At 63.7% G+C, this 22,057-nt stretch carries 20 protein-coding genes; 9 read left to right on the forward strand and 11 right to left on the reverse strand.

The annotated features are described in order from the left end of the window. Positions 1–4 precede the first annotated feature (4 nt). Both ACEN9O_RS23470 and ACEN9O_RS23475 read left to right on the forward strand, forming a co-directional pair. Positions 5–415, forward strand: a complete 411-nt coding sequence (locus tag ACEN9O_RS23470; RefSeq protein WP_495614213.1) for a hypothetical protein — start codon at positions 5–7, stop codon at positions 413–415. 12 nt (positions 416–427) lie between these two features. Continuing rightward, entirely contained in the window at positions 428–1,048 is a 621-nt protein-coding gene (locus tag ACEN9O_RS23475) for a PEP-CTERM sorting domain-containing protein (protein ID WP_495614214.1), read from the forward strand. Here ACEN9O_RS23475 and ACEN9O_RS23480 read toward each other — a convergent pair. Further along, on the reverse strand, positions 1,038–1,946 hold the full coding sequence (locus tag ACEN9O_RS23480; protein WP_495614215.1) for a LysR family transcriptional regulator: 909 nt from the start codon (positions 1,944–1,946) through the stop codon (positions 1,038–1,040). The two genes, ACEN9O_RS23475 and ACEN9O_RS23480, sit on opposite strands and share 11 nt — an antisense overlap. A 130-nt stretch (positions 1,947–2,076) precedes the next feature. On the opposite strand from ACEN9O_RS23480, the gene gcl reads away from it, so the two are divergent. From gcl to ACEN9O_RS23510, 6 genes are all read left to right on the forward strand, one after another. Next, positions 2,077–3,852, forward strand: a complete 1,776-nt coding sequence (gcl, locus tag ACEN9O_RS23485; protein WP_495614216.1) for a glyoxylate carboligase — start codon at positions 2,077–2,079, stop codon at positions 3,850–3,852. 12 nt (positions 3,853–3,864) lie between these two features. Beyond that, entirely contained in the window at positions 3,865–4,644 is a 780-nt protein-coding gene (gene hyi / locus ACEN9O_RS23490; RefSeq protein WP_495614217.1) for a hydroxypyruvate isomerase, read from the forward strand. A gap of 125 nt (positions 4,645–4,769) precedes the next feature. Then, positions 4,770–5,657 (forward strand): 2-hydroxy-3-oxopropionate reductase, encoded by an 888-nt coding sequence (locus ACEN9O_RS23495; RefSeq protein WP_495614218.1) that lies wholly within the window; start codon positions 4,770–4,772, stop codon positions 5,655–5,657. Continuing rightward, a complete protein-coding gene (locus tag ACEN9O_RS23500) occupies positions 5,657–6,925 on the forward strand; it encodes a glycerate kinase type-2 family protein (protein ID WP_495614219.1) in 1,269 nt (422 codons plus the stop codon). The genes ACEN9O_RS23495 and ACEN9O_RS23500 overlap by 1 nt, the downstream gene beginning before the upstream one ends. 14 nt (positions 6,926–6,939) lie before the next feature. Beyond that, the gene (gene pyk / locus ACEN9O_RS23505) at positions 6,940–8,379 is read left to right on the forward strand and encodes a pyruvate kinase (RefSeq protein WP_495614220.1); all 1,440 of its coding nucleotides are present in this window, start codon (positions 6,940–6,942) and stop codon (positions 8,377–8,379) included. Between the two features lie 32 nt (positions 8,380–8,411). Continuing rightward, positions 8,412–9,233 carry an urea transporter gene (locus ACEN9O_RS23510; RefSeq protein ID WP_495614221.1) on the forward strand — a complete coding sequence of 274 codons (822 nt, stop codon included), beginning with the start codon at positions 8,412–8,414 and terminating at the stop codon, positions 9,231–9,233. Positions 9,234–9,236: 3 nt separating this feature from the next. Here the strand turns inward: ACEN9O_RS23510 and ACEN9O_RS23515 are convergent, their stop codons facing one another. Together ACEN9O_RS23515 and ACEN9O_RS23520 are read right to left on the reverse strand one after the other, a co-directional pair. Continuing rightward, a complete protein-coding gene (locus ACEN9O_RS23515) occupies positions 9,237–9,818 on the reverse strand; it encodes a PEP-CTERM sorting domain-containing protein (RefSeq protein ID WP_495614222.1) in 582 nt (193 codons plus the stop codon). Between the two features lie 144 nt (positions 9,819–9,962). Then, complete coding sequence (locus tag ACEN9O_RS23520; protein ID WP_495614223.1) at positions 9,963–10,859, reverse strand: LysR family transcriptional regulator; 897 nt, start codon at positions 10,857–10,859, stop codon at positions 9,963–9,965. A gap of 95 nt (positions 10,860–10,954) precedes the next feature. Here ACEN9O_RS23520 and ACEN9O_RS23525 point away from each other — a divergent pair, with 95 nt between their 5' ends. After that, positions 10,955–11,905 carry an NAD-dependent epimerase/dehydratase family protein gene (locus ACEN9O_RS23525; protein WP_495614224.1) on the forward strand — a complete coding sequence of 317 codons (951 nt, stop codon included), beginning with the start codon at positions 10,955–10,957 and terminating at the stop codon, positions 11,903–11,905. On the opposite strand, the gene ACEN9O_RS23530 is transcribed toward ACEN9O_RS23525, so the two are convergent. The 8 genes from ACEN9O_RS23530 to ACEN9O_RS23565 all read right to left on the reverse strand — a co-directional run bounded on the left by ACEN9O_RS23530 (position 11,902) and on the right by ACEN9O_RS23565 (position 21,929). Then, the gene (locus ACEN9O_RS23530; RefSeq protein WP_495614225.1) at positions 11,902–12,639 is read right to left on the reverse strand and encodes a substrate-binding periplasmic protein; all 738 of its coding nucleotides are present in this window, start codon (positions 12,637–12,639) and stop codon (positions 11,902–11,904) included. The genes ACEN9O_RS23525 and ACEN9O_RS23530 overlap by 4 nt on opposite strands. A gap of 49 nt (positions 12,640–12,688) precedes the next feature. After that, positions 12,689–12,877 carry a 4-oxalocrotonate tautomerase gene (locus ACEN9O_RS23535; protein WP_495614226.1) on the reverse strand — a complete coding sequence of 63 codons (189 nt, stop codon included), beginning with the start codon at positions 12,875–12,877 and terminating at the stop codon, positions 12,689–12,691. 10 nt (positions 12,878–12,887) lie between these two features. Next, a complete protein-coding gene (locus ACEN9O_RS23540; protein ID WP_495614227.1) occupies positions 12,888–13,616 on the reverse strand; it encodes a class II aldolase/adducin family protein in 729 nt (242 codons plus the stop codon). 2 nt (positions 13,617–13,618) lie between these two features. Beyond that, entirely contained in the window at positions 13,619–14,941 is a 1,323-nt protein-coding gene (gene guaD / locus ACEN9O_RS23545) for a guanine deaminase (protein ID WP_495618527.1), read from the reverse strand. A 242-nt stretch (positions 14,942–15,183) separates the two neighbouring features. Further along, a complete protein-coding gene (gene xdhC, locus ACEN9O_RS23550; RefSeq protein WP_495614228.1) occupies positions 15,184–16,284 on the reverse strand; it encodes a xanthine dehydrogenase accessory protein XdhC in 1,101 nt (366 codons plus the stop codon). Between the two features lie 2 nt (positions 16,285–16,286). Continuing rightward, entirely contained in the window at positions 16,287–18,674 is a 2,388-nt protein-coding gene (gene xdhB, locus ACEN9O_RS23555) for a xanthine dehydrogenase molybdopterin binding subunit (protein ID WP_495614229.1), read from the reverse strand. Next, positions 18,671–20,161: a xanthine dehydrogenase small subunit gene (gene xdhA, locus ACEN9O_RS23560; protein WP_495614230.1), complete on the reverse strand. Its 1,491-nt coding sequence runs from the start codon at positions 20,159–20,161 to the stop codon at positions 18,671–18,673. Before xdhA ends, xdhB begins: the two co-directional genes overlap by 4 nt. Positions 20,162–20,174: 13 nt before the next feature. Continuing rightward, a complete protein-coding gene (locus tag ACEN9O_RS23565; protein WP_495614231.1) occupies positions 20,175–21,929 on the reverse strand; it encodes an allantoate amidohydrolase in 1,755 nt (584 codons plus the stop codon). Positions 21,930–22,057 lie beyond the last annotated feature (128 nt).

The raw sequence follows: 22,057 nt of genomic DNA on the forward strand, positions 1-22,057 counted from the left end.
GATCATGGACGCCGCGCTCAAGGTATCTCAGTTGTTGTTATGCGTTGGATTAGTCGCCAGTACCGTTTACGCCAGCCCCGGGGTGAACCGCTGCGTTTCTGAGGACGGCAAGGTCTTGTTGACCGACGCCGATTGTCCGCAGGGCAGCCGGCCGGACGCCAGCGACGATGGTGCCGTGGGCGTTGCGATCAACAGTGGCGATGTCGCGCGCAAGGCTGTCGATGACGTGGAGCGCGTGGCGGCGGGCGTGGCGACGGCTGCGCCGCAGCTGCCGCGCAGCACCTGGGCCGATCTGCCGCATCCCTTGGTACGCAAGAGCATAGGCCTGGATGCGGGAACGCTGCAGGCTGCATATCAGACCATGCAGATACAGGATGAGATGCGCCGTCAACGGCATCCTGTCCTGCTGCGCTAACCAGGAGTCGGCATGAGGTTCTTGACTGTCGCATTAGTGGTTTCAGTGATGTTCTCTTGCGCGGTACGCGCCGACGACAATGTGGCCTATCTTGCCGACGTCACGACATACGGCGCCGGCATCGGCGACTCGGCCGGCGCGCTCTGGGGCGGCGGCATGGCGCGGCTGAACAGCGTGACGGACGGCGGGTTCAATCCGGTCGGCCAGCAGTGGAATTTCGATTCGGTCTATTGGTCCGGGACGGACAGTGGCGTGATCGTCACGCTGGCGCATATCGCGGTGGTGAGCCGGCTGGTGCTGGAGGCAAGCAGCAATAGCGACTACCACATCGAATACCTGGACCGCGACCATGTCTGGCAAGGGCTGACTGCTCTCGATACGAATTGCGACCCTCCTGGACAAAACATGTTCGACGGCCTGCTGGGGGCGCCGGTGGAGGCGCGGGCGTTCCGTATATCCGCGCGCGGTGATAATCACTATTCGATCGCCGAGTTCCAGGCTATGGGGGAGTTGGTCGTCGACGATGCGCCTTCGACCGATCCGTCGCCGGTGCCGGAACCCGCCGCCTGCTTGATGCTGGCTGCGGGCCTGGCGGTGCTCGGACTCGCCAGCCGCGGGAAGTTCAAGTCGTAAGCCAGTAGTCCGGCCGGGCGTAGATCTCCTTCAGCATGTCGATGAAGAAGCGCACCTTGGCCGGCAGGTGCCGTTGCTGCGGGTAGACGGCGACGATGTCGTACTGCGGCAGCGCGTAGTCGTCCAAGACCGTAATCAACTCCCCGGAGGCCAGTTGCGACTGGATCTCCCATGACGACCGCCACGCCAGCCCCAGGCCTTCCGTGGCCCAGCGGTGCAGCAGCTCGCCGTCGTTGCAGTTCAAATTCCCGTCCGCCCGCACCGTCACCTGCCTGCCCTGATCCTGGAAGTACCAGCCGCGCTGCTGGCCGCCTTGCAGGTTGAAGGCCAGGCAGTTGTGCTGCGACAGGTCGTCCAGCGTGCGCGGAATGCCGTGGCGTTCGAAGTATTCCGGCGTGCCGCACACCACGCGCCGGTTGCTGGCCAGCTTGACGGCCACGAAGCTCGGATCGATCACGCCGCCGATGCGGATGCCGACGTCATAGCCATCCCGCACCAGGTCGACCACGCGGTCGGTCAGGTTGAACGATATCTGCACGTCGGGATGGGCGCGTACAAAGCCCGCAGCATGGGGCGCCACGTGCTTGCGGCCAAAGGCGGCCGGCGCCGAGACGATCAGGTGGCCGGTGGCGCGGTGCCGTCCTTCGGAGACCATGCGGTCCGCATGGCCCAGATCCGCGAGCAATTTGCGGCAATGGTCCAGGTAGAGCGTGCCCTGTTCGGTCAGCGTCAGGTGGCGGGTGGTGCGGTGCATCAGCTTCACGCCCAGGCGCTTTTCCAGCGCGTCGATGCGCCGGCCCAGCATGACGGGCGTGATGTGCTGACCCATCGCCGCCCGTACCAGGCTGCCTTTTTCGGCCACGTCGACGAAGGCCTCGATTTGCGTCAATTTATCCATATCCGGATTATTTCACACTTATTCGATATTTTGAGTACCGAATAAAGCGAGAGTTTGTCTTCTTATCACGGCCCACCTTTCCCGCTACGATGATCCCATCAACTCAGAACTTAACCATCAGGGGACTAGCATGGCACGGATGACAGCAGCGCAGGCAGCAGCAATCGTTTTGGAAAAAGAGGGCGTGAATCAGGTGTTCGGAGTTCCGGGCGCCGCGATCAACCCATTCTACGCGGCGTTGAAGAAGCAGGGCAGCGCCAAGCACATACTGGCGCGTCACGTCGAAGGCGCCTCGCACATGGCCGAGGGCTACACCCGCGCCAAAGCCGGCAACATCGGCGTGTGCATCGGCACCTCCGGCCCCGCAGGCACCGACATGATCACCGGCCTGTATTCGGCCCAGGCGGATTCCATACCTATCCTCTGTATCACCGGCCAGGCGCCGCGCGCCCGACTGTACAAGGAGGACTTCCAGGCGGTCGATATCGAATCGATCGCCAAGCCGGTGACCAAGTGGGCCGTGACCGTGCGCGAGCCGGCGCTGGTGCCGATGGTGTTCCAGCAGGCCTTCCACATCATGCGTTCCGGCCGTCCAGGCCCGGTGCTGGTGGACCTGCCGTTCGACGTGCAGATGGCTGAAATCGAATTCGACCCCGATACCTACCAGCCGCTCGAAGCCTACAAGCCGAAGGCCACCCGCGCCCAGATCGAAAAAGCGCTGACGATGCTGAACGATGCCGAGAACCCCATCCTGACTCCAGGCGGTGGCGTGATCAACTCCGACGCATCCGAACTGCTGGTGCAATTCGCCGAGCTGACCGGCATTCCGGTGATCCCGACCCTGATGGCCTGGGGCTGCATCCCCGACGATCACCCGCTGATGGTCGGCATGGCCGGCCTGCAAACCAGCCACCGCTACGGTAACGCCACCGTGCTGGCATCGGACTTCGTGTTCGGTATCGGTAACCGCTGGGCCAACCGCCACACCGGCACCATCGAGGTGTACACCAAGGACCGCAAGTTCGTCCACATCGATATCGAACCGACCCAGATCGGCCGCGTCTTCGGTCCGGACTTCGGCATCGTCTCCGACGCCGGCGCCGCGCTGAAGCTCATGATCGAGGTGGCCACCGAGTGGAAAGCGGCGGGCAAGCTGAAAAACCGTTCGGCATGGGTGTCGCAGTGCCAGGAACGCAAGCGCACCATGCAGCGCAAGACCCACTTCGAACAAGTGCCGGTCAAGCCGCAGCGCGTGTACGAAGAAATGAACAAGGCTTTCGACCGCAACACCTGCTACGTCAGCACCATCGGCTTGTCGCAGATCGCCGCCGCGCAGTTCCTGCACGTGTACAACGCGCGTCACTGGATCAACTGCGGCCAGGCTGGCCCTCTGGGCTGGACCATCTCGGCAGCGCTGGGTGTGGCCGCTGCTGATCCTCAGCGCAAAGTGGTGGCGATCTCGGGCGACTACGACTTCCAGTTCATGATCGAGGAACTGGCCGTGGGCGCGCAATTCAAGCTGCCTTACCTGCACGTGGTGGTCAACAACTCCTACCTGGGCCTGATCCGTCAATCCCAGCGTGGCTTCGACATGGACTACTGCGTCCAGCTGGCGTTCGAGAACATCAACGCTCCTGAGCTGAACGGCTACGGCGTCGATCACGTCGCTGTGGTGGAAGGCCTGGGTTGCAAAGCGATTCGCGTCATGAATGCGGACGATCTGCCGGCCGCTTTCGAGCAGGCCCACAAGTGGATGGAAGAGTTCAAGGTGCCGGTGGTAGTGGAAGTGATACTGGAGCGTGTGACCAACATCGCAATGGGCACAGACCTCGACAAGGTCAACGAGTTTGAAGAGCTGGCGCTGCGCGGCACCGACGCACCGACCGCAATCTCCCTGCTGGACTGAGAGGAAAACGTCATGACCAAACTTGCAGCCAACCTGACCATGCTGTTCACCGAAGTGCCGTTCATTGAGCGCTTCGAGGCGGCGGCCCGCGCCGGTTTCCAGGCGGTGGAGTTCCTGTTCCCGTATGCGTACAGCGCCCGCGACCTGTCCGAGCGACTGAAGGCCAACCAATTGGAGCTGGTGCTTCATAACCTGCCTGCGGGCCACTGGGAAGCCGGAGAGCGCGGCATCGCCTGCCATCCGGACCGCGTGGCCGAGTTCCGCGACGGCGTGTGGACCGCTATCGCGTACGCCAAGGAACTGGGCGTCAAGCAGTTGAACTGCCTGGTCGGTATCTTGCCGCAAGGTGTAACGCGGCAGGACGCGCAAATCACGCTGGTGGACAACCTGCGCTTCGCCGCCGCGGCGCTGAAGGACGAGGGCATTCGCCTGCTGATTGAACCGATCAACAGCTACGACATTCCCGGCTTCTTCCTGACCAACACCGCGCAGGCGGCGTCGCTGATCGCCGCTACCGGGTCGGACAACCTGTTCATCCAGTACGACATCTATCACATGCAGCGCATGGAGGGTGAGCTGACGAACACTATCAAGAAGCATCTGGCGCTGATCGGTCACGTGCAGCTGGCGGATAACCCCGGCCGCAACGAACCAGGCACCGGCGAAATCAATTACCGCTACCTGTTCGACCAGTTGAACGCCGCCGGCTACGACGGTTGGATCGGTTGCGAATACAAGCCGCGCACCACGACGGGAGCGGGCCTGGGCTGGCGCGCAGCGCACGGGGTGTAACGAGAGTTACCAACGCGTCGTTCCCGCGCAGGCGGGAATCCATGCTGAATTGGCGTCGGATGCGAAGTATGGGTTCCCGCGTGCGCGGGAACGACAAGTCAACATAACATCTAAAGGAAAATATCATGTCTCGAGTTGGATTTATTGGTCTGGGTATCATGGGCGCTCCGATGGCGCAGCATCTGCTGGACGGCGGCCACAAACTGTACCTGCACGACATCAAGAACCCGCCGTTCCCGCTGATCGAAGCCGGTGCCACGGTTTGCACCTCGGCCGCCGAAGTGGCCGCGCGCGCCGACATCATCATCGTCATGGTGCCGGATACGCCGCACGTTGAAGCAGCGCTGTTCGGCGAAGAGGGCGTGGCCAAGGGCCTGCGTCCGAACACCATCGTGGTCGACATGAGCTCGATCTCGCCGATCGAAACCAAGAAGTTCGCCAAGAAGATCAATGCCCTCGGCTGCGAATACCTGGATGCGCCGGTGTCCGGCGGCGAAGTGGGTGCCAAGGCCGGTTCGCTGACGATCATGGTCGGCGGTTCGGAAGCGGCGTTCGACATCGTCAAGCCGCTGTTTGAACTGATGGGCAAGAACATCACGCTGGTCGGCGGCAACGGCGACGGCCAGACCACCAAGGTCGCCAACCAGATCATCGTGGCGCTGAACATCCAGGCCGTGGCCGAGGCGTTGCTGTTCGCATCCAAGGCCGGTGCGGATCCTGCCAAGGTACGTTCGGCGCTGATGGGCGGCTTCGCCAACTCGCGCATCCTGGAAGTGCACGGCGAGCGCATGGTCAAGCGCACCTTCAATCCAGGCTTCCGCATCGAACTGCACCAGAAGGACCTGAACCTGGCACTGCAAGGCGCCAAGGCGATGGGTGTGTCGCTGCCGAATACCGCCATGGCGCAGGAATTGATGAATGCCTGCGCGGCCAATGGTCTGGGCGGCATGGATCACTCGGCTCTGTGCCGCGCGATCGAACTGATGTCCAACCACCAGATCGCCGAGGCGTAATGAATACCTTGAATCCACGCCAATTCCTGCTCGATCTCTACGGCAGCGCGGTGGACGCTGTCAGTGCGGAGAAGTGCCTGCCGGCCTACCTGCCGGAGCCGCCGAAGAACGGCCGCACTCTGGTGATCGGCGCAGGCAAGGGCGCCGCCGCGATGGCGCGCGCCGTCGAGCGTCACTGGAAGGGTGACATCTCCGGGCTGGTCGTCACGCGCTACGAGCATGGCGTGGACTGCGAACGCATCGAAGTGATCGAGGCGGCCCATCCGGTTCCGGACGAAGCGGGGCTTGCTGCCGCAGGTCGCATGATGGAGATGGTACGGGGCCTGAGCGAGAACGATCTGGTGTTGTGCCTGATCTCCGGCGGCGGCTCCTCGCTGCTGGCATTGCCGGCGCCCGGCATCACGCTGGAGCAGAAGCAGGCGCTGAACAAGGCCTTGCTGAAGAGCGGCGCCGCCATCTCCGAGATGAACTGCGTGCGCAAGCATCTGTCGGCCATCAAGGGCGGCAGGCTGGCGCTGGCCTGCGCGCCGGCGCGCGTGGTCACGTTGCTGATCTCGGACGTGCCTGGCGACGATCCAGGGATCATCGCCAGCGGCCCTACGCTGCCCGACCCGACCACTTGCGCCGATGCGCTGGCGGTGCTGCGCAAGTACGACATCGCCATCCCGGACAGCATCCGCGAGCATCTGGAATCCGGCGCCGGCGAGACGCCGAAGCCGGGCGATCCGCGCTTTGCCCGCAACAGCCATCACGTGATAGCCATCGCGCAGGATGCGTTGGAGGCTGCGGCAGCGCACGCGCATGCGGTCGGCATCACGCCTTACATCCTGTCCGACGGCATCGAAGGCGAATCGCGCGATGTCGCCATCGTCCACGCGGCGATGGCGCGTCAGGTGGCGACGCGCGGCCAGCCGTTCCAGCGGCCTTGCGTGATCATCTCCGGCGGGGAGACCACGGTTACGGTGCGCGGTTCCGGACGCGGTGGACGGAATGCCGAATTCCTGCTCAGCCTCGCGGTGGCGTTGGACGGCCACCCCGGCATTCATGCGGTGGCCTGCGATACCGACGGCATCGACGGTTCCGAGGACAACGCCGGCGCACTGTATGGCCCGGATTCGCTGGAGCGCGGCCTGACGCAGAAACTGCGGGCCAAGGCTCTGCTGGAAAACAACGACGGCTACGGCTACTTCAGCGCGTTGAACGACCTGGTGGTCAGCGGCCCGACCCGCACCAACGTCAACGACTTCCGCGCCGTCTTAATTCTGTAAAAAAGGAACACCCAATGCGACGTCAACGTCAGGCCAAAATCGTGGCCACGCTCGGTCCTGCCAGCAGCAGCAGGGAAGCCATCCAGGCATTGTTTGAAGCGGGCGCCGATGTGTTCCGCTTTAACTTCAGCCACGGCACCCATCAGGACCATCAGGCGCGCTGCAACATCGTGCGCGAAATCGAACGCAGCGCCGGCCGACCGATTGCCATCCTGGCCGATCTGCAGGGCCCCAAGCTGCGCGTGGGCCAGTTCGCCGAAGGTAAAGTGACGCTGGCGGCGGGGCAGGAGTTCGCGCTGGACCGCGATACCACGCCCGGCAACGCACAACGCGTATGCCTGCCGCATCCCGAACTGTTCGAGGTGATCGGCGCCGGTCAATCGCTGCTGCTGGACGATGGCAAGCTGCGACTGGCGGTGCTGGGCAATGAAGGCCGGGTGATACGCACCCGCGTCGTCAACGGCGGCGTGCTGTCGGACCGCAAGGGCGTCAACGTGCCCGACGTGGTGCTGCCTATCCCCGCGCTGACGGAGAAGGATTTGCGCGACCTGGACTTTGCGCTGGAGATGGGCGCGGACTGGATCGCGCTGTCGTTTGTGCAGCGGCCGGAGGATCTGGTACAGGCAAGGGCGATTGTCGGCAAGCGCGCATCGCTGCTGGCGAAGCTGGAGAAGCCGGCGGCACTGGATGCGCTGGACGCCATCGTCGCTGTGTCGGACGCGATCATGGTGGCGCGCGGCGACCTTGGCGTGGAGGTTCCGCCGGAGCGGGTGCCCGGCGTGCAGAAGCGCATCCTGCGCGCCTGCCGCCTGCAAGGCAAGCCTATCGTGATCGCCACGCAGATGCTGGAGTCGATGATTTCGGCGCCGGTGCCGACGCGGGCGGAAGCTTCGGACGTCGCCAGCGCGATCTATGACGGCGCCGATGCGGTGATGCTGTCGGCCGAATCGGCCAGCGGTGCTTATCCGACGGAGGCGGTGTCGATCATGAACCGCATCATCTGCGAGGTGGAGAAGGACCCGCTGTACCGCCAGATGATCGACGCCCAGAACCAGGCGCCGATGCCCAATAGCGGCGACGCCATTTGCTCGGCACTGCGCGATGTGACGCAGATCGTGGGCGCCGTGGCGACGGTGACGTACACCAGCTCCGGCCACACCAGCCTGCGCGCGGCGCGCGAGCGGCCGATGGCGCCGATTCTGAGCATCACGCCGAACCTGTCGACGGCGCGTCGTTTGGCGCTGGCCTGGGGCGTGCATTCGACGGTGAGTCCGGATGTGCGCAATGTGGATCGCATGGTGGCTGCGGCTTGCCGGGCGGCACTGCGGGAGGGCTTCGGTAAGCCGGGCGACCAGATCGCGATTACGGCGGGTGTGCCGTTCGGTCAGCCGGGCAGTACCAACCTGCTGCGCATCGCGCAGATATGGCCGGACGACGAGCCGGCAGCGGCGTGATTTTATCGTCGGTTCCTCGCGTTGCAGTGCCCGTGGCGCTGCAACGCCAGCTGACGGCGATAGCGCAGATCTACCTTCAGGACTCGCCGATATTTGGCACGGTGCTGCTGCTTTGCCTGTATCTGAGCGGACCGGTGCTGGCGCTGGGTTGTGTGCTGGGCGTGGGTTGCGCTTCGTTTGCCGCCTGGGCGCTGAGGTTTCCGGAACAACGCCGGCATAATGGTTTATATGGTTTTAACGGTGCGCTGACCGGTATCGGCCTGTGCGCCAGCTATCAGCCGGGCGGTGCGCTGTTGGTATGGATCGCGATGGCCGGCCTGCTGACGGCCATGCTGACCTGGTGCGTCGAGCGTTTGCGCGTTCCGCCATTGACGCTGCCGTTTGTTGTGATGATGTGGCTTGCGGGCGCGGTGGGCTCGGACTTTGGCTTAACGGCGCTGGCGCCATCGGCTGGCGTTTGCGGAACGTCCGTCGTCAACTATCTGTTTTGTTCGATGGGGCAGGCCGCATTTGTCGGCGTTGCGCCGCTGGGCATGTTGTTGTGGGCAGCGTTGGCGCGCCGTGATTGGCATCTGGCGATGTGGGCGTTATCCGGCGCCATGTTGGCGTGGTTGGCGATCATGCTGGCAGGCCGATTGTGTCCGGATTCGGGTATCGAAGCCGGCGCCGCCGGCGCAGGCATCAACTGCACACTTGTGATGCTTGCGCTGGCGTCTCGTCAATGCCGCTGGTCCTGGCGCTTTGCTGGCGCATCGCTCAGCATAGCGTTGTCCATGGCCTTTGGCATCCTGAGTCTTCCGTACTTCACCTTGCCGTTTATTCTGGCGATCTGGCTGGTGCGGGCGCTGGCGTAGCGCTTATCGACGTGCGCGGCGACGTGCGGCAAAGCCCATCAGGCCCAGGCCGGCAAGCAGCATGCCGTAGGTGGTTGGCTCAGGCACGGCGGAGATCGTCGAAAATGCGCGGAAGTTGCTGATTCCGTGAGGCAAATTGGAGAAGCTGAATACCGTGTGGGCTGCCACCGGCTGGTCAAAATGGAACAGCAATTCGCCTTGGCCATAGTGCACTGCCAGGTAGTTATAGCTGGTATCGATAGTGAAATTGCCGCTCTTGGTGCTCGCCAGATCGCCGCTGCTGGTCAGCGTCAGCGAGCCTGGGCCGCTGGATGGCAGGCTGAACTTGCTTTCAACCAGCGATTCGATAGCCGCCAGGCCCTGGCTGCCTGGGGGATTGGCGCCGTCATATACCCATACTTGGGCTGCGGCTAAAGCGCCATAGCTAACCGTCTGGGAGCCAACGGTAAAGCCGCTCATGCTCGGGTTGGAAATGTTTACCCACAAAGGACCAGAAGCAGGTGCAGGTGGATTGTTATGCTTCGCGGACGCGTAAGAGGATGCGGCAAGGGCAATTGCAAATACGGCTTTTTTAGCTATGGACATCGTTGCTCCCAAGGTAATTGAAAAGTTGCAGTTAAAAATCTTACTTAATTAAGTAGCAATGCTATCATGGATTTTTTTAACTGCAATAAAAATAACTTAATTTCCATTCTTGAAACAACAAATTCCGCTTAACTATGATTTTGATCAAGCGTTGACGTATTCGGTGAGGCCTTCGGCGAGGGCCGCGAAGGTGGTGGCGCAGGCGGGATTGTTGCGCAGGTTTTCATGCATCGCCAGCCAGGTATCGAGCGGAATGGTCAGCAGGTCGGGGAGTACGCGGACCAGCCGGTCGTCGCGCTCGGCCAGTCTGGTATGGCAGATGCCTATTCCCAGTCCGGCGCGGATCGAGGCCAGGTGCACCAGGTTGTTGTCGCTGCGCAGCGCGAAGGAGCTGTTTTGCAGGTCGCCCATCAGATGCTGCAGCTTGCGCGTGAACGCTGTCTCGCGGTCGATGCCAATGATGGCATGGCCGGCCAACTCGGCCCAGGTGCGTGGTGTGCCCCGGCGTTTCAGGTAGTCGCGACGTGCATGAAGCCCCAGGTCGATATTGCCGATACGGCGTGCCACCAGCGCGTCTTGTTCGGGACGCGTCATGCGAACCGCGATATCGGCGTCGCGCCGCAACAGGTTTTCGATGCGGTTGGACGTCGCCAGCTCGATGGTGATGCCGGGGTGTGTGCGCGTCAGCCGCGCCAGTATCGGCGGCAGCACCTCAACGCTGACGACTTCACCGGCCGTGATCCGGACCGTGCCCTTGATTTCCCCGTGGCCCAGGCCGGAAGCCGCGCGCAGCAGCGCCGAGGAGGTGGCGGCCAGCGTCTCGGCGTACGATTGAAGCGCATGGGCAGCCTCGGTCGGAATAAAGCCCGATTGCGAGCGCGTGAACAGCGACAGCGACAGCGATTGCTCCAGCGCGTCGATGTGGCGGCCGACCGTCGGCTGGGTCAGACCCAGCGCGCGGGCGGCCCCCGACAGCGATCCTTCCGTCAGCACGGACAGGAAGGAGCGGTAAAGATCCCAGTTCGGTTCGTTTTTAGTCATACGAAATTGTATAGCGGCTATGCTGTTTTCGGTAATTTTCTTTTAGCCCGGTTTGAGTGACACTGGCTGCATCAACTCACCAAACGGAGAACACCATGAAAAAAACAGCATTGGTACTGGGCGCCACTGGCGGCATCGGCGGCGAGGTGGCACGTGTTTTGATGGCGCGCGGCTGGCAGGTGAAGGCCTTGCATCGCGATCCGCAACGCGCCGCCAAGCCGGGCGACGGCATGCAGTGGTTGGCCGGCGATGCGATGAACCGCGACGATGTGGTCAACGCCGCGCAAGGTGTCCAGCTGATCGTCCACGCGGTTAACCCGCCCGGCTATCGCAACTGGGGCGCGCTGGTGCTGCCAATGATAGACAACAGCATCGCCGCCGCCCGCGCCAGTGGCGCCCGTATCGTGTTGCCAGGCACCGTGTACAACTACGGGCCTGACGCATTCCCGCTCCTCGACGAAGAATCGCCACAACAGCCGGTCACCCGCAAGGGCGCCATCCGCGTTGAGATGGAAGCGCGCTTGCAGGCCGCGGCTGCTGATGGCGTGCGTACTCTGATCGTACGGGCCGGCGATTTCTTCGGTCCCAAGGCCGGCAACAACTGGTTCGCGCAAGGCCTGGTCAAGCCGGGCAAGCCTGTGACGGGCATCAGTTATCCGGGTAGTACAGGCGTGGGCCACCAATGGGCCTACCTGCCGGACGTCGCCGAGACGATGGTGCAGCTGGTCGAGAAGGAGGACCAATTGGCGGCCTTCGCCCGGTTCCAGATGGAAGGCCATTGGGATGCCGATGGCACCCAGATGGTCGCGGCCATCGCCCGCGCGGCACGCAAGCCTGATCTGAAGGCGAGCGCCTTCCCATGGTGGCTGCTGGCGTTGGCCTCGCCGTTTGTGACGGTGTTCCGCGAACTGCGCGAGATGCGCTACCTGTGGCAGCAGCCGGTTCAGATGTCGAATAAGCGTCTGGTGCGGATGCTCGGCGCCGAACCGCGCACGCCGCTGGACGTCGCCGTGAAGCGCACCTTGTCCGGCTTGGGCAGCATTTAAGCGAGCTTGTATTTGGCCAGGATGCGACGGCTGGTGCCGTCGGCGTCCATGGCGGCCTTCGCATGCTGGAACAGCTGGGCGGTGGCCTCGTCAAAGTCCAGCGAGCCGGCCAGCCACGCGGTGGTGGTGCGTACCGGCGCGCTGAGATGAAAGTCCTTTTGCGCGGAGCGGCTATGGAGTGAACTCTGGATGATGTGCTCCTCGCCGAACGCCGCATCGGCCATTCCTTTGAGCAGATAGCGGTGCACTTCTTCGATCGAATTGGCTTCGATGATATTTTGATAGCCGAGTTCCTGCAAAATCTTCGCCTGTGCCGCGCCGCGCAGCAGAGTAATGGGACGGGCCTTCATGTCCTCTGGATGCAGGATGTCGAACTTGCTGCTGCGCGCCGCCAGGAACATGTAGTGCTCCTCATACAGCGGCGCCAGCCAGCGGAATTTGGTCTCGCGATCTGATAGGCGCGTGACGGGGAAGATCGCAGTTTGAGGCATCGAAGTGGCAAGGAACAAGGCACGCTTCCACGGTACGAACTCCAGCTTGAGGGGCATTTGGAGCCGCTTGCAGAGCTCATTCAGCAGTTCGCGCAGCGCGCCAGGATGTTGGTCGTCGTTTTCGATGACCAGCGGGGGCAGGTGCGTGGTGACGACTCGTAGTTCCCTGGCTTGCGCCGCCCGCGTAAAGCCTGCGCCGCAGCTGAGAGCCGCGGCGAGGCTGAGTAAAGTTCTTCGTTTCATAGTGCGATAGGCTGATCAGCGCCGGTTGTGCTGACCGTATCGTAACCGATTAATCCTGTTCGGACCACAGCTTGCCGGCGGTGGCCCAGTTCTCCCGTTTGCACTCGTGGATGATGATGTCCACCGATTCCGGCGATGCGCCCAGGGTCTGCACCGTGACTTCGGTGATGGCTTTGACAAATGCGCGCTTTTGCTCCAGCGTGCGGCCTTCGAACAGTTGTACGTTAATAGTTGGCATGGCGATTCCTTCAGGAGCGATAGTTGGGACTGAGCTTGTCCAGTTTGCGCAGCAGCGCTGGCCATTCCAGCTTGCCGTCCGGCGTACCGTCGCCCAGCAGTTCCTGGTGCGCCTTGAGGCAGATCTCGTGCGGCGGCACGTGGCGCCGGCCGCCGGCGGATTGCGCTTTCAACTGGATCGCGCAGGCTTTGTCGAGCGCCTCCATCAACACGAAGGCCTCGGCGATGGTCCTGCCGCAGACCAGCGATCCGTGATTCCGCAGCAGCATCGCGGGTTGGCTGCCCAGGCGCTCCAGCAGGCGCGCCTGCTCGCCGTCTGTCATCGCCAGGCCTTCGTAGTCGTGATAGGCCAGCACGCCGTAAAAGCGCAGCGCGTGCGCCGACAGCGGCAGCAATCCTTCGCTTTGGGCTCCGACCGCGATGCCGTTCACGTTATGCAGATGCATGACGCATGCGATGTCGTGGCGGGCGCCGTGTACCGCCGCGTGCAGCGCAAAGCCTGGGCGGTTGATGTCGTACTGCGCGGCGTCGACCGGGTTGCCGTCGCGGTCCACCTTCACCAGGTTCGATGCGCACACTTCATCGAAGCGCAGCCCGAACGGGTTGATAAGGTAGCGCTCCGCCTCGCCCGGTACGGCGGCCGAGATATGCGTGTAGATCACGTCATCCCAGCCGTTCAGCGCGCACAGGTGGTAGCACGCGGCGAGATCGACGCGTGCCTGCCATTCGCTTGGGCTCATGCTCAGTCCTGGCGCTGGTGCACCACCTTGCCGGCGGCGTAGGTGGCGGAGATGGAACGGTCGTCGCCCAGCATGGCGATGGCGAACAGCAGCTCCTCGACCGAATCGGTGCGCTCCGTGCGGCGCGCCAGCAGCGGCGTGGCCTTCGGATCGAGGACGATGAAGTCCGCTTCCGCGCCGGCCACGAAGTTGCCGATCGTGCCTTCCAGCTGCATGGCGCGGGCGCCGCCCAGCGTGGCGAGATAGAACATGCGCATCGCCTGCAGGTAGGTTCCGCCCATGCGGGCCACCTTGTAGGCTTCGTTCATCGTTTGCAGCATCGAGAACGAGGTGCCGCCGCCGACGTCGGTGGCCAGCGACAGCGGTACTCGCTTGGCATCGGCGCGTTCGAAGTCGAACAGGCCGCTGCCCAGGAACAGGTTGGAAGTAGGGCAGATCGAAATGGCGGACTGGGTTTCGCCCATGCGCGCGCGGTCGGTGTCGTCCAGCCAGATGCAGTGCGCGTACATCGAGCGCGGACGCATCATGCCGAAATGGTCGTAGACGTCCATGTAGCTGCGGGCATTCGGGAACAGCGATTTGACCCAGGCCACTTCGTCGGTGTTCTCGGCGACGTGGGTCTGCAGGAAGGTGTCCGGGTAGGCCTTGGCCAGGGCGCCGGCCAGTTCCAGCTGCTCTTCGGTGGAAGTCGGTGCGAAGCGCGGGGTGATCGCGTACAGCTGGCGGCCGCGCTTGTGCCATTTCTTGATCAATGCTTCGCTTTCACGCGCGCCGCTTTCTGCGGTGTCCTGCAGGAAGTCCGGGCAGTTACGGTCCATCAGCACTTTGCCGGCGACCATGCGCAGGTTGCGCTTTTCGCTTTCGGTGAAGAACGCGTCCACCGATTGCGGATGCACAGTGCAGTAGACCATGGCGGTGGTGGTGCCGCAGCGGGTCAGCTCATCGAGGAAGAAGCTGGCGACGTTGGCCGCATGCTCTGGATCGGCGAACTTGCGTTCGGTCGGGAAGGTGTACTTTTCCAGCCATGGCAGAAGGCCGGGGGCCGGCGAGGCGATCATGTCCGTCTGCGGGTAGTGCACGTGGGTGTCGATAAAGCCCGGCATGATGATCTTGCCGCGATAGTCGTGCAGCGGCGTGCCTTGCGGGAGAAAGGCGATCAGCTGGCTGAAATCGCCGGCCAGGTGGACCTTGCCGTCGTTGACGATCAACAGGCCGTCCTCGTGCCAGGAGCAGGCGTTGGTGGCGAACGCCGGGTCGTCGCTGAAGTGCAGGAGGCTGGCGCGATAGGCCTGGAAGGTGCCGCTTTGGGTGATGATGCTTGCCATGATATTCATTCCTTGTTCCGTGTTGCGGACGCCAGTTGACGCGCGCGGCTGCGCTGCGCGACTGACATGGTCGTCGGCGATGATGGCGGGCGCTTGGCGCCACACCGGATCTGTACTTGCTGGTTTTTTAACTAGCGCGGTGGCTAGTTATTGAGAGGCGCGCGTTGAGCTGCGATAGCGCGCTCCCGCCCCGGCGCTGCCGGAGAGTGAGGGCGCCCGGCGTGCAGGCAGTTGGAAGAACATCAGTTGGTGCATGTGGTTTGCGTTTCCGACAATACGGTTTGAGCAGATGCGCTCATTTTAGCACCGTTTTCCACCGGCGCGGCCAGTGCGGCGGCTTCCCACACCTGCATCAACTGCGCGGCCACCGAGATGGCGATCACCGCCGGCGCCTTGTCGTGGATGCCCGGCAGGCCGATGGGACAGGTCATGTCGGCCATGCGCGCGGCGGGAATGCCGCGCTCCTGCAGACGGCGCTCGAAGGACACGCGCTTGGTCTTGGAGCCGATCAGACCAAACCACGTGAAATCGGTGCGGCGCAGGATATGCTCGGACAGCTGCTGGTCCAGCGCATGGCTGTGCGTGAGCACCAGGAAGGAGGCGCCGGCCGGCGCTTCTTCCACCACGGCTTCCGGCGTATCGGTGGCTTCGACGCGCACGTTGGCCGGCAAGACCGACGGGAACATATCCTCGCGCTCATCGATCCACACCACCTGGCATGGCAGCTCGGACAAGGCGCGCACGATGGCGGCGCCCACGTGGCCGGCGCCGAACAGGTACAGGCGCGGACGATAGGGCAGGCAGGAGTCGATCAGCCAGCGTTTGCCGTGATCGTCGATGCGCACCTTGCACTCGATGCCGGGACCGGGCCGCGCCAGCGCGACAGGACCGGGACCGCACAGATGGGCGCCGGTGGCGTCATAGATGCTGGCCGGTTCGACCCAATCCAGCGGCACCATGCGCCAGCTGTCCTGGCCGTCGCGCCAGCGGCGGGCGAGGGCGCCAAAGTGCTCCCCGGCTTCCGGCATGATGCGCTCGAACGCCACGTGCACCACGCCGCCGCAGCATTGACCCAGGCTGGGGCCGAGCGGGAAGCGTTCCAGCCGGCGTTCGGCGCGCAGCTCGCCGGCCGGCATGGCGAGCATTTCACGGGCGATGTCGGTGGCGACCATTTCGAGGTGGCCGCCGCCGATGGTGTCGAAGGCGTGATACTGGGTGATCAGCATCTTGGCGCCAGGTTCGCGCGGCGCGGATCCGGCGACCTGGGCCACCGTGACCAGCACGCGCGGCACAGCCTTGCTGGCCGCCGCCGTCAGTGCGTTGAGATTGAACGGAGTGGACATAATCAGTTCGCCGCTTCCGCCGCATCCTGCACCGCAGCGCGTTCCTGCACGGCGCTGATCGCGTCGAGGATCGCCTCGCTGGTTGCCGGCGCGCGCAGCGGTGGGTTGAAGCGATGATCGCCGACGCTGGAGCAGGCGTCGCGGATCGCCAGGAACACGGAGAACGGCAGCAGCAGCGGCGGTTCGCCGACCGCCTTGGAGCGGTGGATGCTGTCCATGACGTTGCGGTTCTTGAACAGGCGAACGTTGAAGTTCTCCGGGCAGTCCGACACGCCGGGGATCTTGTAGGTGGATGGCGCATGTGTCATGAGCTTGCCGGCCGGGTTCCACCACAACTCCTCGGTGGTCAGCCAGCCCATGCCCTGTATGAACGCGCCCTCGACCTGGCCAACATCGATGGCCGGGTTGAGCGAATTGCCAGCGTCGTACAGCGCGTCGGCTTTCAGCAGCTTCCATTCGCCGGTTAGCGTGTCGACCACTACTTCCGACACCGAGGCGCCGTAGGCGTAGTACGAGAACGGATTGCCGCTCATGGTTTTCGGATCCCAGTGCAGGCCTGGCGTCGCGTAGAAGCCGTCGGACCACAGCTGGATGCGCGCCATGTAGGCCTTTTGCACCAACTCGGCAAACGGAATCGCCTCGTCGCCGACGTGGACGAAGTTCGCCTCAAAGCGCACCGTGGCCGGGTCGCCGTCGTGGCGCTTGGCTGCGAATTCGGCCAGGCGCTTGCGGATCGTGTTGGCCGCGTCCTGTGCCGCCTTGCCGTTCAAGTCCGCACCGGTGGATGCGGCGGTGGCCGAAGTGTTGGCGACCTTGCTGGTGTCGGTGGCGCTGGCGCGCACCATGGCGAGGTCGATGCCCAGTTCATGTGCTACAACCTGGCATACCTTGGTGTTGATACCCTGGCCCATTTCGGTACCGCCGTGGTTGACCAGCACCGAGCCGTCCGTGTAAATGTGAACCAGCGCGCCGGCCTGGTTGAAGTGCGTGACGTTGAAGGCGATGCCGAACTTGACCGGCGTGAGCGCCAGGCCGCGCTTGAGCACTTTGCTTTTCGCATTGAAGGCGTTGATGTCCTCGCGGCGCTTGCGGTAGTCGCTCTCGTTTTCCAGCTGCGCGACCAGGTCGTGAATGACGTTGTCGACCACTTTCTGGTTGTACTGGGTAACGTTGCGGCCTTCTTCGTCGTTGCGGCCGTAGAAGTTGATCTTGCGGACGTCCAGCGAGTCCATACCGAGGTTGCGGGCGATTTCATCGACGATGTATTCGATGGCGATGGCGCCCTGCGGGCCACCGAAGCCACGGAAGGCGGTATTCGATTGCGTGTTGGTCTTGCCGGCCATGGCGCGGATGTCGACGTCGCCCAGGTAGTAGGCGTTGTCGAAGTGGCAGACGGCGCGCGTGGCGACGGGCGCGGACAGGTCGGCCGAGAAGCCGGCGCGGGAGACCATCTCCACCTTGGCGGCGACGATGCGGCCGTCGTCGCCGTAGCCCATCTCGTACTCGTAGTAGAAGCAGTGGCGCTTACCGGTGACCATCATGTCGTCGTCGCGGTCTGCGCGCAGCTTGACCGGGCGGCGCAGATGCGCGGCCGAGATGGCGGCGCATGCGGCCCACAGTGCGGACTGCGATTCCTTGCCGCCGAAGCCACCGCCCATGCGGCGGCATTCGACCACGATATCGTGCGAATGGCGGTGCAGGGCGTGGGCGACAACGTGCTGCATCTCTGTGGGATGCTGGGTCGAGCAGTAGATCAGCATTCCCTTGCCTTCCTTTGGAATGGCGTAGGAGATCTGGCCTTCCAGATAGAACTGCTCCTGGCCGCCGACATGGAGCTCGCCTTTCAAGCGGTGCTTGGAGCGCTCGAACGCGGCCTGCGCATCGCCGCGCGCCAGGTGCATAGGCGGCACGACGAAGGACTTGGCGTCGCGTGCTGCTTGCGGCGTCAGGATGGCTGGCAGTTCTTCGTATTCGATGACGGCCTTCTTGACGGCGCGGCGCGCATTGTCGTGCGAGTTCGCCACCACGATGAAGATGGGCTGGCCGACATATTCAACCAGGCCTTCCGACAGGATCGGATCGTCGTGGATGATAGGGCCGCAGTCGTTGGTGCCGGGGATATCCTTGTGGGTGTACACGGCCACCACGCCAGGCATGGCTTTGACGGCGTCGAAGTTCATCGACAGGATGTTGGCGTGGGCCTTGGCCGAGATGCCCAGCGCGGCGTGCAGCGTGCCGGCGGCTTCGGGGATATCGTCGGTGTAGGTGGCCTCGCCGAGGACGTGCAGCACCGCCGATTCGTGCGGGCGCGAGAGGCCGACTTCGGCCCACGCCATCGGGACGCCTGGGGTGGCGGGTTGCGTCAGGAATGCTTCGGTTTTGCTGTTCATGCTGTCAAGGCTCCCTCTGCGTAGTGATAGGCGTTGATCGATTGCAGCGGCTGGGCGGAGTCCGGATTGGTCTCCAGCCAATAACGCCGCAGCAGGTTTTGCGCGGTCTTCATGCGGTAGGCGGCGGTGGCGCGCATGTCGGTCAGCGGCGTGTAGTCCTTCGCCAGTTCCGCCATCGCCAGCTTCAGCGTGGCTTCGTCCCAGCGCTTGCCGTTGACGGCTGCTTCGGCCAGCGGAGCGCGGCGCGAGGTCGCGGCCATCCCGCCGTAGGCGATGTGGGCGTCGCTGACAATGCCGTCCTTCAGCGTGAAGGCAAAGCCGGCGCAGACGGCGGAGATGTCCTGGTCGTAGCGCTTGGCCAGCTTGTAGGTGCGGAAGTGGATGTCCTTGCGCGGCAGCGGAATGCGCACGGCTTCGACGAATTCGCCCGGCTGCCAATCCTTCTTCATGTAATCGAGGTAGAACTTCTCCAGCAGCATGGAGCGCTGGCCCTTATCGCTGCGGATGACGATTTCCGCACCCAGTGCGATCATCCACGGCGCCGAGTCCCCGATCGGTGAACCATTGGCGACGCTGCCGCCCAGGGTGCCGGTGTTGCGGATCGGTTGCGAGGCGAAGCGCTGCCACATTTCGTGCAGCTCTTCCTTGTAGTGCTTGCAGACTGCCTCGTAGGCGTCGTTGAGGGAGACGGCGGCGCCGATATAGAGCATGCCGTCTTCCTCTTCCATGCGGTGCAGCTCCTGCACCTGGCGCACGTAGATCATGTCGCCGAGGTTGCGCATTTGCTTGGTCACCCACAGGCCTACGTCGGTCGAGCCGGCGACGATGGTGGCGGTGGGCTTTTCTGCGCGCAGTGCGGCCAGTTCGGCCAGCGTGCGCGGGGCGTAGAAGGTTTGGCCGTCGTGGGTATAGCTGTACATTTCGGTTCGCTGGATGGTTTGCAGCGAGGCTTTCAGCGCCTCGCGGTCGAAGCTGACGGGAGGCAGCTCGCCCATGCGGCGCGCGGCATCGATGATAGGGCGGTAGCCGGTGCAGCGGCACAGGTTACCGGACAGGGTTTCGTCCACGGTCTTGCGGCATGGCGGTGTGGTCTGGCCCTCCTGTTTCAGGTAGAGGCTCCACAGCGACATGGCGAAGCCCGGCGTGCAGAAGCCGCATTGCGATCCGTGGCATTCGACCAGCGCTTCCTGCACCGGGTGCATATTGCCGTCGGCCTGCTTCAGGTCTTCGATGGTGAAGACGGCCTTGCCATCCAGCGTAGGCACGAACTGGATGCAGGAGTTGACCGACTTCATTGCCACTTCGCCATCGGGCTGCAGTTCCGCCACGACCACGGTGCAGGCGCCGCAATCGCCTTCGGCGCAGCCTTCCTTGGTGCCGGTGCAGTGCAGGTCTTCGCGCAGGTGCTGGAGCAGGGTGCGGGTCGGTGCGCCGTCTGCGACGTTGTGTACTTCGCCGCGGTAGAAGAATCGAATAGGTTCAGACATGATTGCTCCGCAATTACTTGGTTTGGAACTGGCGCAGGAAGTCCAGGAAGATCTGTGCCGATACTTCGGCGTCGTCGGCGGTCATGGTTTCGAGCGGGTTGTGGCTGATGCCGCCGTTGCCGCAACGCGTGAACAGCATGGCGACGTCGGTCATGCGGGCCAGCGCCATCGCATCATGGCCGGCGCCGGACGGAAGTTCGAATACTTCGACGCCGGCACGCTCGGTGGCGGCGGCGAACTGCTTGACCAGCCAAGGCGCGCACGGTACGGCAGGCGCCTGCATGATCTTGGTGACTTTGAGGCCGATCTGGCGGCGCGCGCAGACGGCTTCCGCTTGATTGAGGATATCGGTGACGGCGGCGTCGCGGGTGGCGTCGTCGGCGGCGCGGATGTCCAGCGACAGCTTGCAGGCGCCGGGGATCACGTTGACCGAGCCGTCCGGCACGTGCAGCTGGCCGACGGTGCCAACCAGCGAGCGTTCGCGCCCGCAGCGGTCTTCGACGTACAGCACGATTTCCGCTGCGGCTGCGGCGGCGTCTTTACGCATGATCATCGGCGTGGTGCCGGCGTGGCTGGCCAGACCGGTCAGCTCCACCTGGAAGCGGCAGCTGCCGGCGATTGAGGTGACGACACCGGTCGGCAGGCCTTTGCCCAGCAATACCGGGCCTTGTTCGATGTGGACTTCGACGAAGGCCAGCACGTCTTCCGGCTTGCGTGCCACCGAAGCGATCTTGCTGACATCGTGGCCGGCGGCGGTCAGCGCGTCGCGCATGGTGATGCCGTGCGCGTCGGCCTTGTCCAGCAAGGCCATGTCGAACTGGCCGATGACGGCGTTGGAGCCGAGGAAGGTGCTTTGATAGCGCACGCCTTCTTCTTCCGAGAAGCCGATGATCTCCAGGTCGAACGGCAGGCGTTCGCCGCGTTCATTGAGGTGCTTGACCACGGCGATGGGCAGCAGGATGCCTTCACGGCCGTCGTACTTGCCGCCGTTGCGCACGGTGTCGTAGTGGGAGCCGGTGAGCAGGGCCTTGGCGCCCGGCTGGTCCGACTTGTAGCGGCCGACGACGTTGCCTACCGGGTCGATGGCTACTTCCATGCCGGCTTCCTTCATCCACGTCGCCAGCTGGGAGGCGGTTTTGCGGTGGGCGTCGGTCATGTAGGCGCAGGTGAGGTTGTCGGCGTCGTCGCTCCAGGCGCCGATGGTTTCGGCCCATTGCATGATGGTGGGGCCGAATTGCAGCTCCACCTGCAGCAGCGCGTTCAGACGCATCTCGGCGATGCGGCCGATCTGGCGCAGGCACTCGGCCAGCTCGTCGTCGCGCTGCGAGCGCAGGCGGCGGCTGAAGGCGGCGATGATCTCCTGGCGCGTCAGACCGTTGCCGGTTGGGCCTTTGACGGCGAGGATGAAGGGGAAGCTGAATTTGGCGTTGTAGTCGGCGTTCAGCTTGTGCAGCGTCGCCAGTTCTTCGGCGGTGCAGTGGGTCAGGCCGGCCTGCGCTTGTTCGCCGGTCGATTCGGCGGTCAGTTCGCCGGCGAGGGCTGCCTTGCCAGCCAGCTCCGGGTGGGCGCGCACCAGGCCCAGTTGTTCGTCTTCGGTGGCTTTGCGCACCACGCCTTGCAAGGCCTGTTTCAGCGCGGAGAGGGTGGCGAACGGGCGCTGCGCGGCGGCGCGCTCCGGGATCCACGGCGAGTGCTCGTACAGGCCATGCAGCAGCTGGGTGAATTCTTCGGCGCCGCAGCGGTTCAGGTGATCTAGTGTGATTGTCATTGTTGTGCAGGCGGTGGCCCGTCTCCTCTTGGTATAAGAGGAATGATATATGGCGAGGGAGGTTGTTATATACGCCCGTAGCCATATCCGCATTCAGCCGGGGCTTATGGAGAGTGTTGTGGATGTGC

The organism is Duganella sp. Dugasp78 (genome assembly GCF_059491455.1).

Coding starts and splice junctions, on each gene's coding strand:
- ACEN9O_RS23470 (WP_495614213.1), top strand. CDS start 5: ATGGACGCCGCGCTCAAGGTATCTCAGTTGTTGTTATGCGTTGGATTA.
- ACEN9O_RS23475 (WP_495614214.1), top strand. CDS start 428: ATGAGGTTCTTGACTGTCGCATTAGTGGTTTCAGTGATGTTCTCTTGC.
- ACEN9O_RS23480 (WP_495614215.1), bottom strand. CDS start 1,946: ATGGATAAATTGACGCAAATCGAGGCCTTCGTCGACGTGGCCGAAAAA.
- gcl (WP_495614216.1), top strand. CDS start 2,077: ATGGCACGGATGACAGCAGCGCAGGCAGCAGCAATCGTTTTGGAAAAA.
- hyi (WP_495614217.1), top strand. CDS start 3,865: ATGACCAAACTTGCAGCCAACCTGACCATGCTGTTCACCGAAGTGCCG.
- ACEN9O_RS23495 (WP_495614218.1), top strand. CDS start 4,770: ATGTCTCGAGTTGGATTTATTGGTCTGGGTATCATGGGCGCTCCGATG.
- ACEN9O_RS23500 (WP_495614219.1), top strand. CDS start 5,657: ATGAATACCTTGAATCCACGCCAATTCCTGCTCGATCTCTACGGCAGC.
- pyk (WP_495614220.1), top strand. CDS start 6,940: ATGCGACGTCAACGTCAGGCCAAAATCGTGGCCACGCTCGGTCCTGCC.
- ACEN9O_RS23515 (WP_495614222.1), bottom strand. CDS start 9,818: ATGTCCATAGCTAAAAAAGCCGTATTTGCAATTGCCCTTGCCGCATCC.
- ACEN9O_RS23520 (WP_495614223.1), bottom strand. CDS start 10,859: ATGACTAAAAACGAACCGAACTGGGATCTTTACCGCTCCTTCCTGTCC.
- ACEN9O_RS23525 (WP_495614224.1), top strand. CDS start 10,955: ATGAAAAAAACAGCATTGGTACTGGGCGCCACTGGCGGCATCGGCGGC.
- ACEN9O_RS23530 (WP_495614225.1), bottom strand. CDS start 12,639: ATGAAACGAAGAACTTTACTCAGCCTCGCCGCGGCTCTCAGCTGCGGC.
- ACEN9O_RS23535 (WP_495614226.1), bottom strand. CDS start 12,877: ATGCCAACTATTAACGTACAACTGTTCGAAGGCCGCACGCTGGAGCAA.
- ACEN9O_RS23540 (WP_495614227.1), bottom strand. CDS start 13,616: ATGAGCCCAAGCGAATGGCAGGCACGCGTCGATCTCGCCGCGTGCTAC.
- guaD (WP_495618527.1), bottom strand. CDS start 14,941: ATGGCAAGCATCATCACCCAAAGCGGCACCTTCCAGGCCTATCGCGCC.
- xdhC (WP_495614228.1), bottom strand. CDS start 16,284: ATGTCCACTCCGTTCAATCTCAACGCACTGACGGCGGCGGCCAGCAAG.
- xdhB (WP_495614229.1), bottom strand. CDS start 18,674: ATGAACAGCAAAACCGAAGCATTCCTGACGCAACCCGCCACCCCAGGC.
- xdhA (WP_495614230.1), bottom strand. CDS start 20,161: ATGTCTGAACCTATTCGATTCTTCTACCGCGGCGAAGTACACAACGTC.
- ACEN9O_RS23565 (WP_495614231.1), bottom strand. CDS start 21,929: ATGACAATCACACTAGATCACCTGAACCGCTGCGGCGCCGAAGAATTC.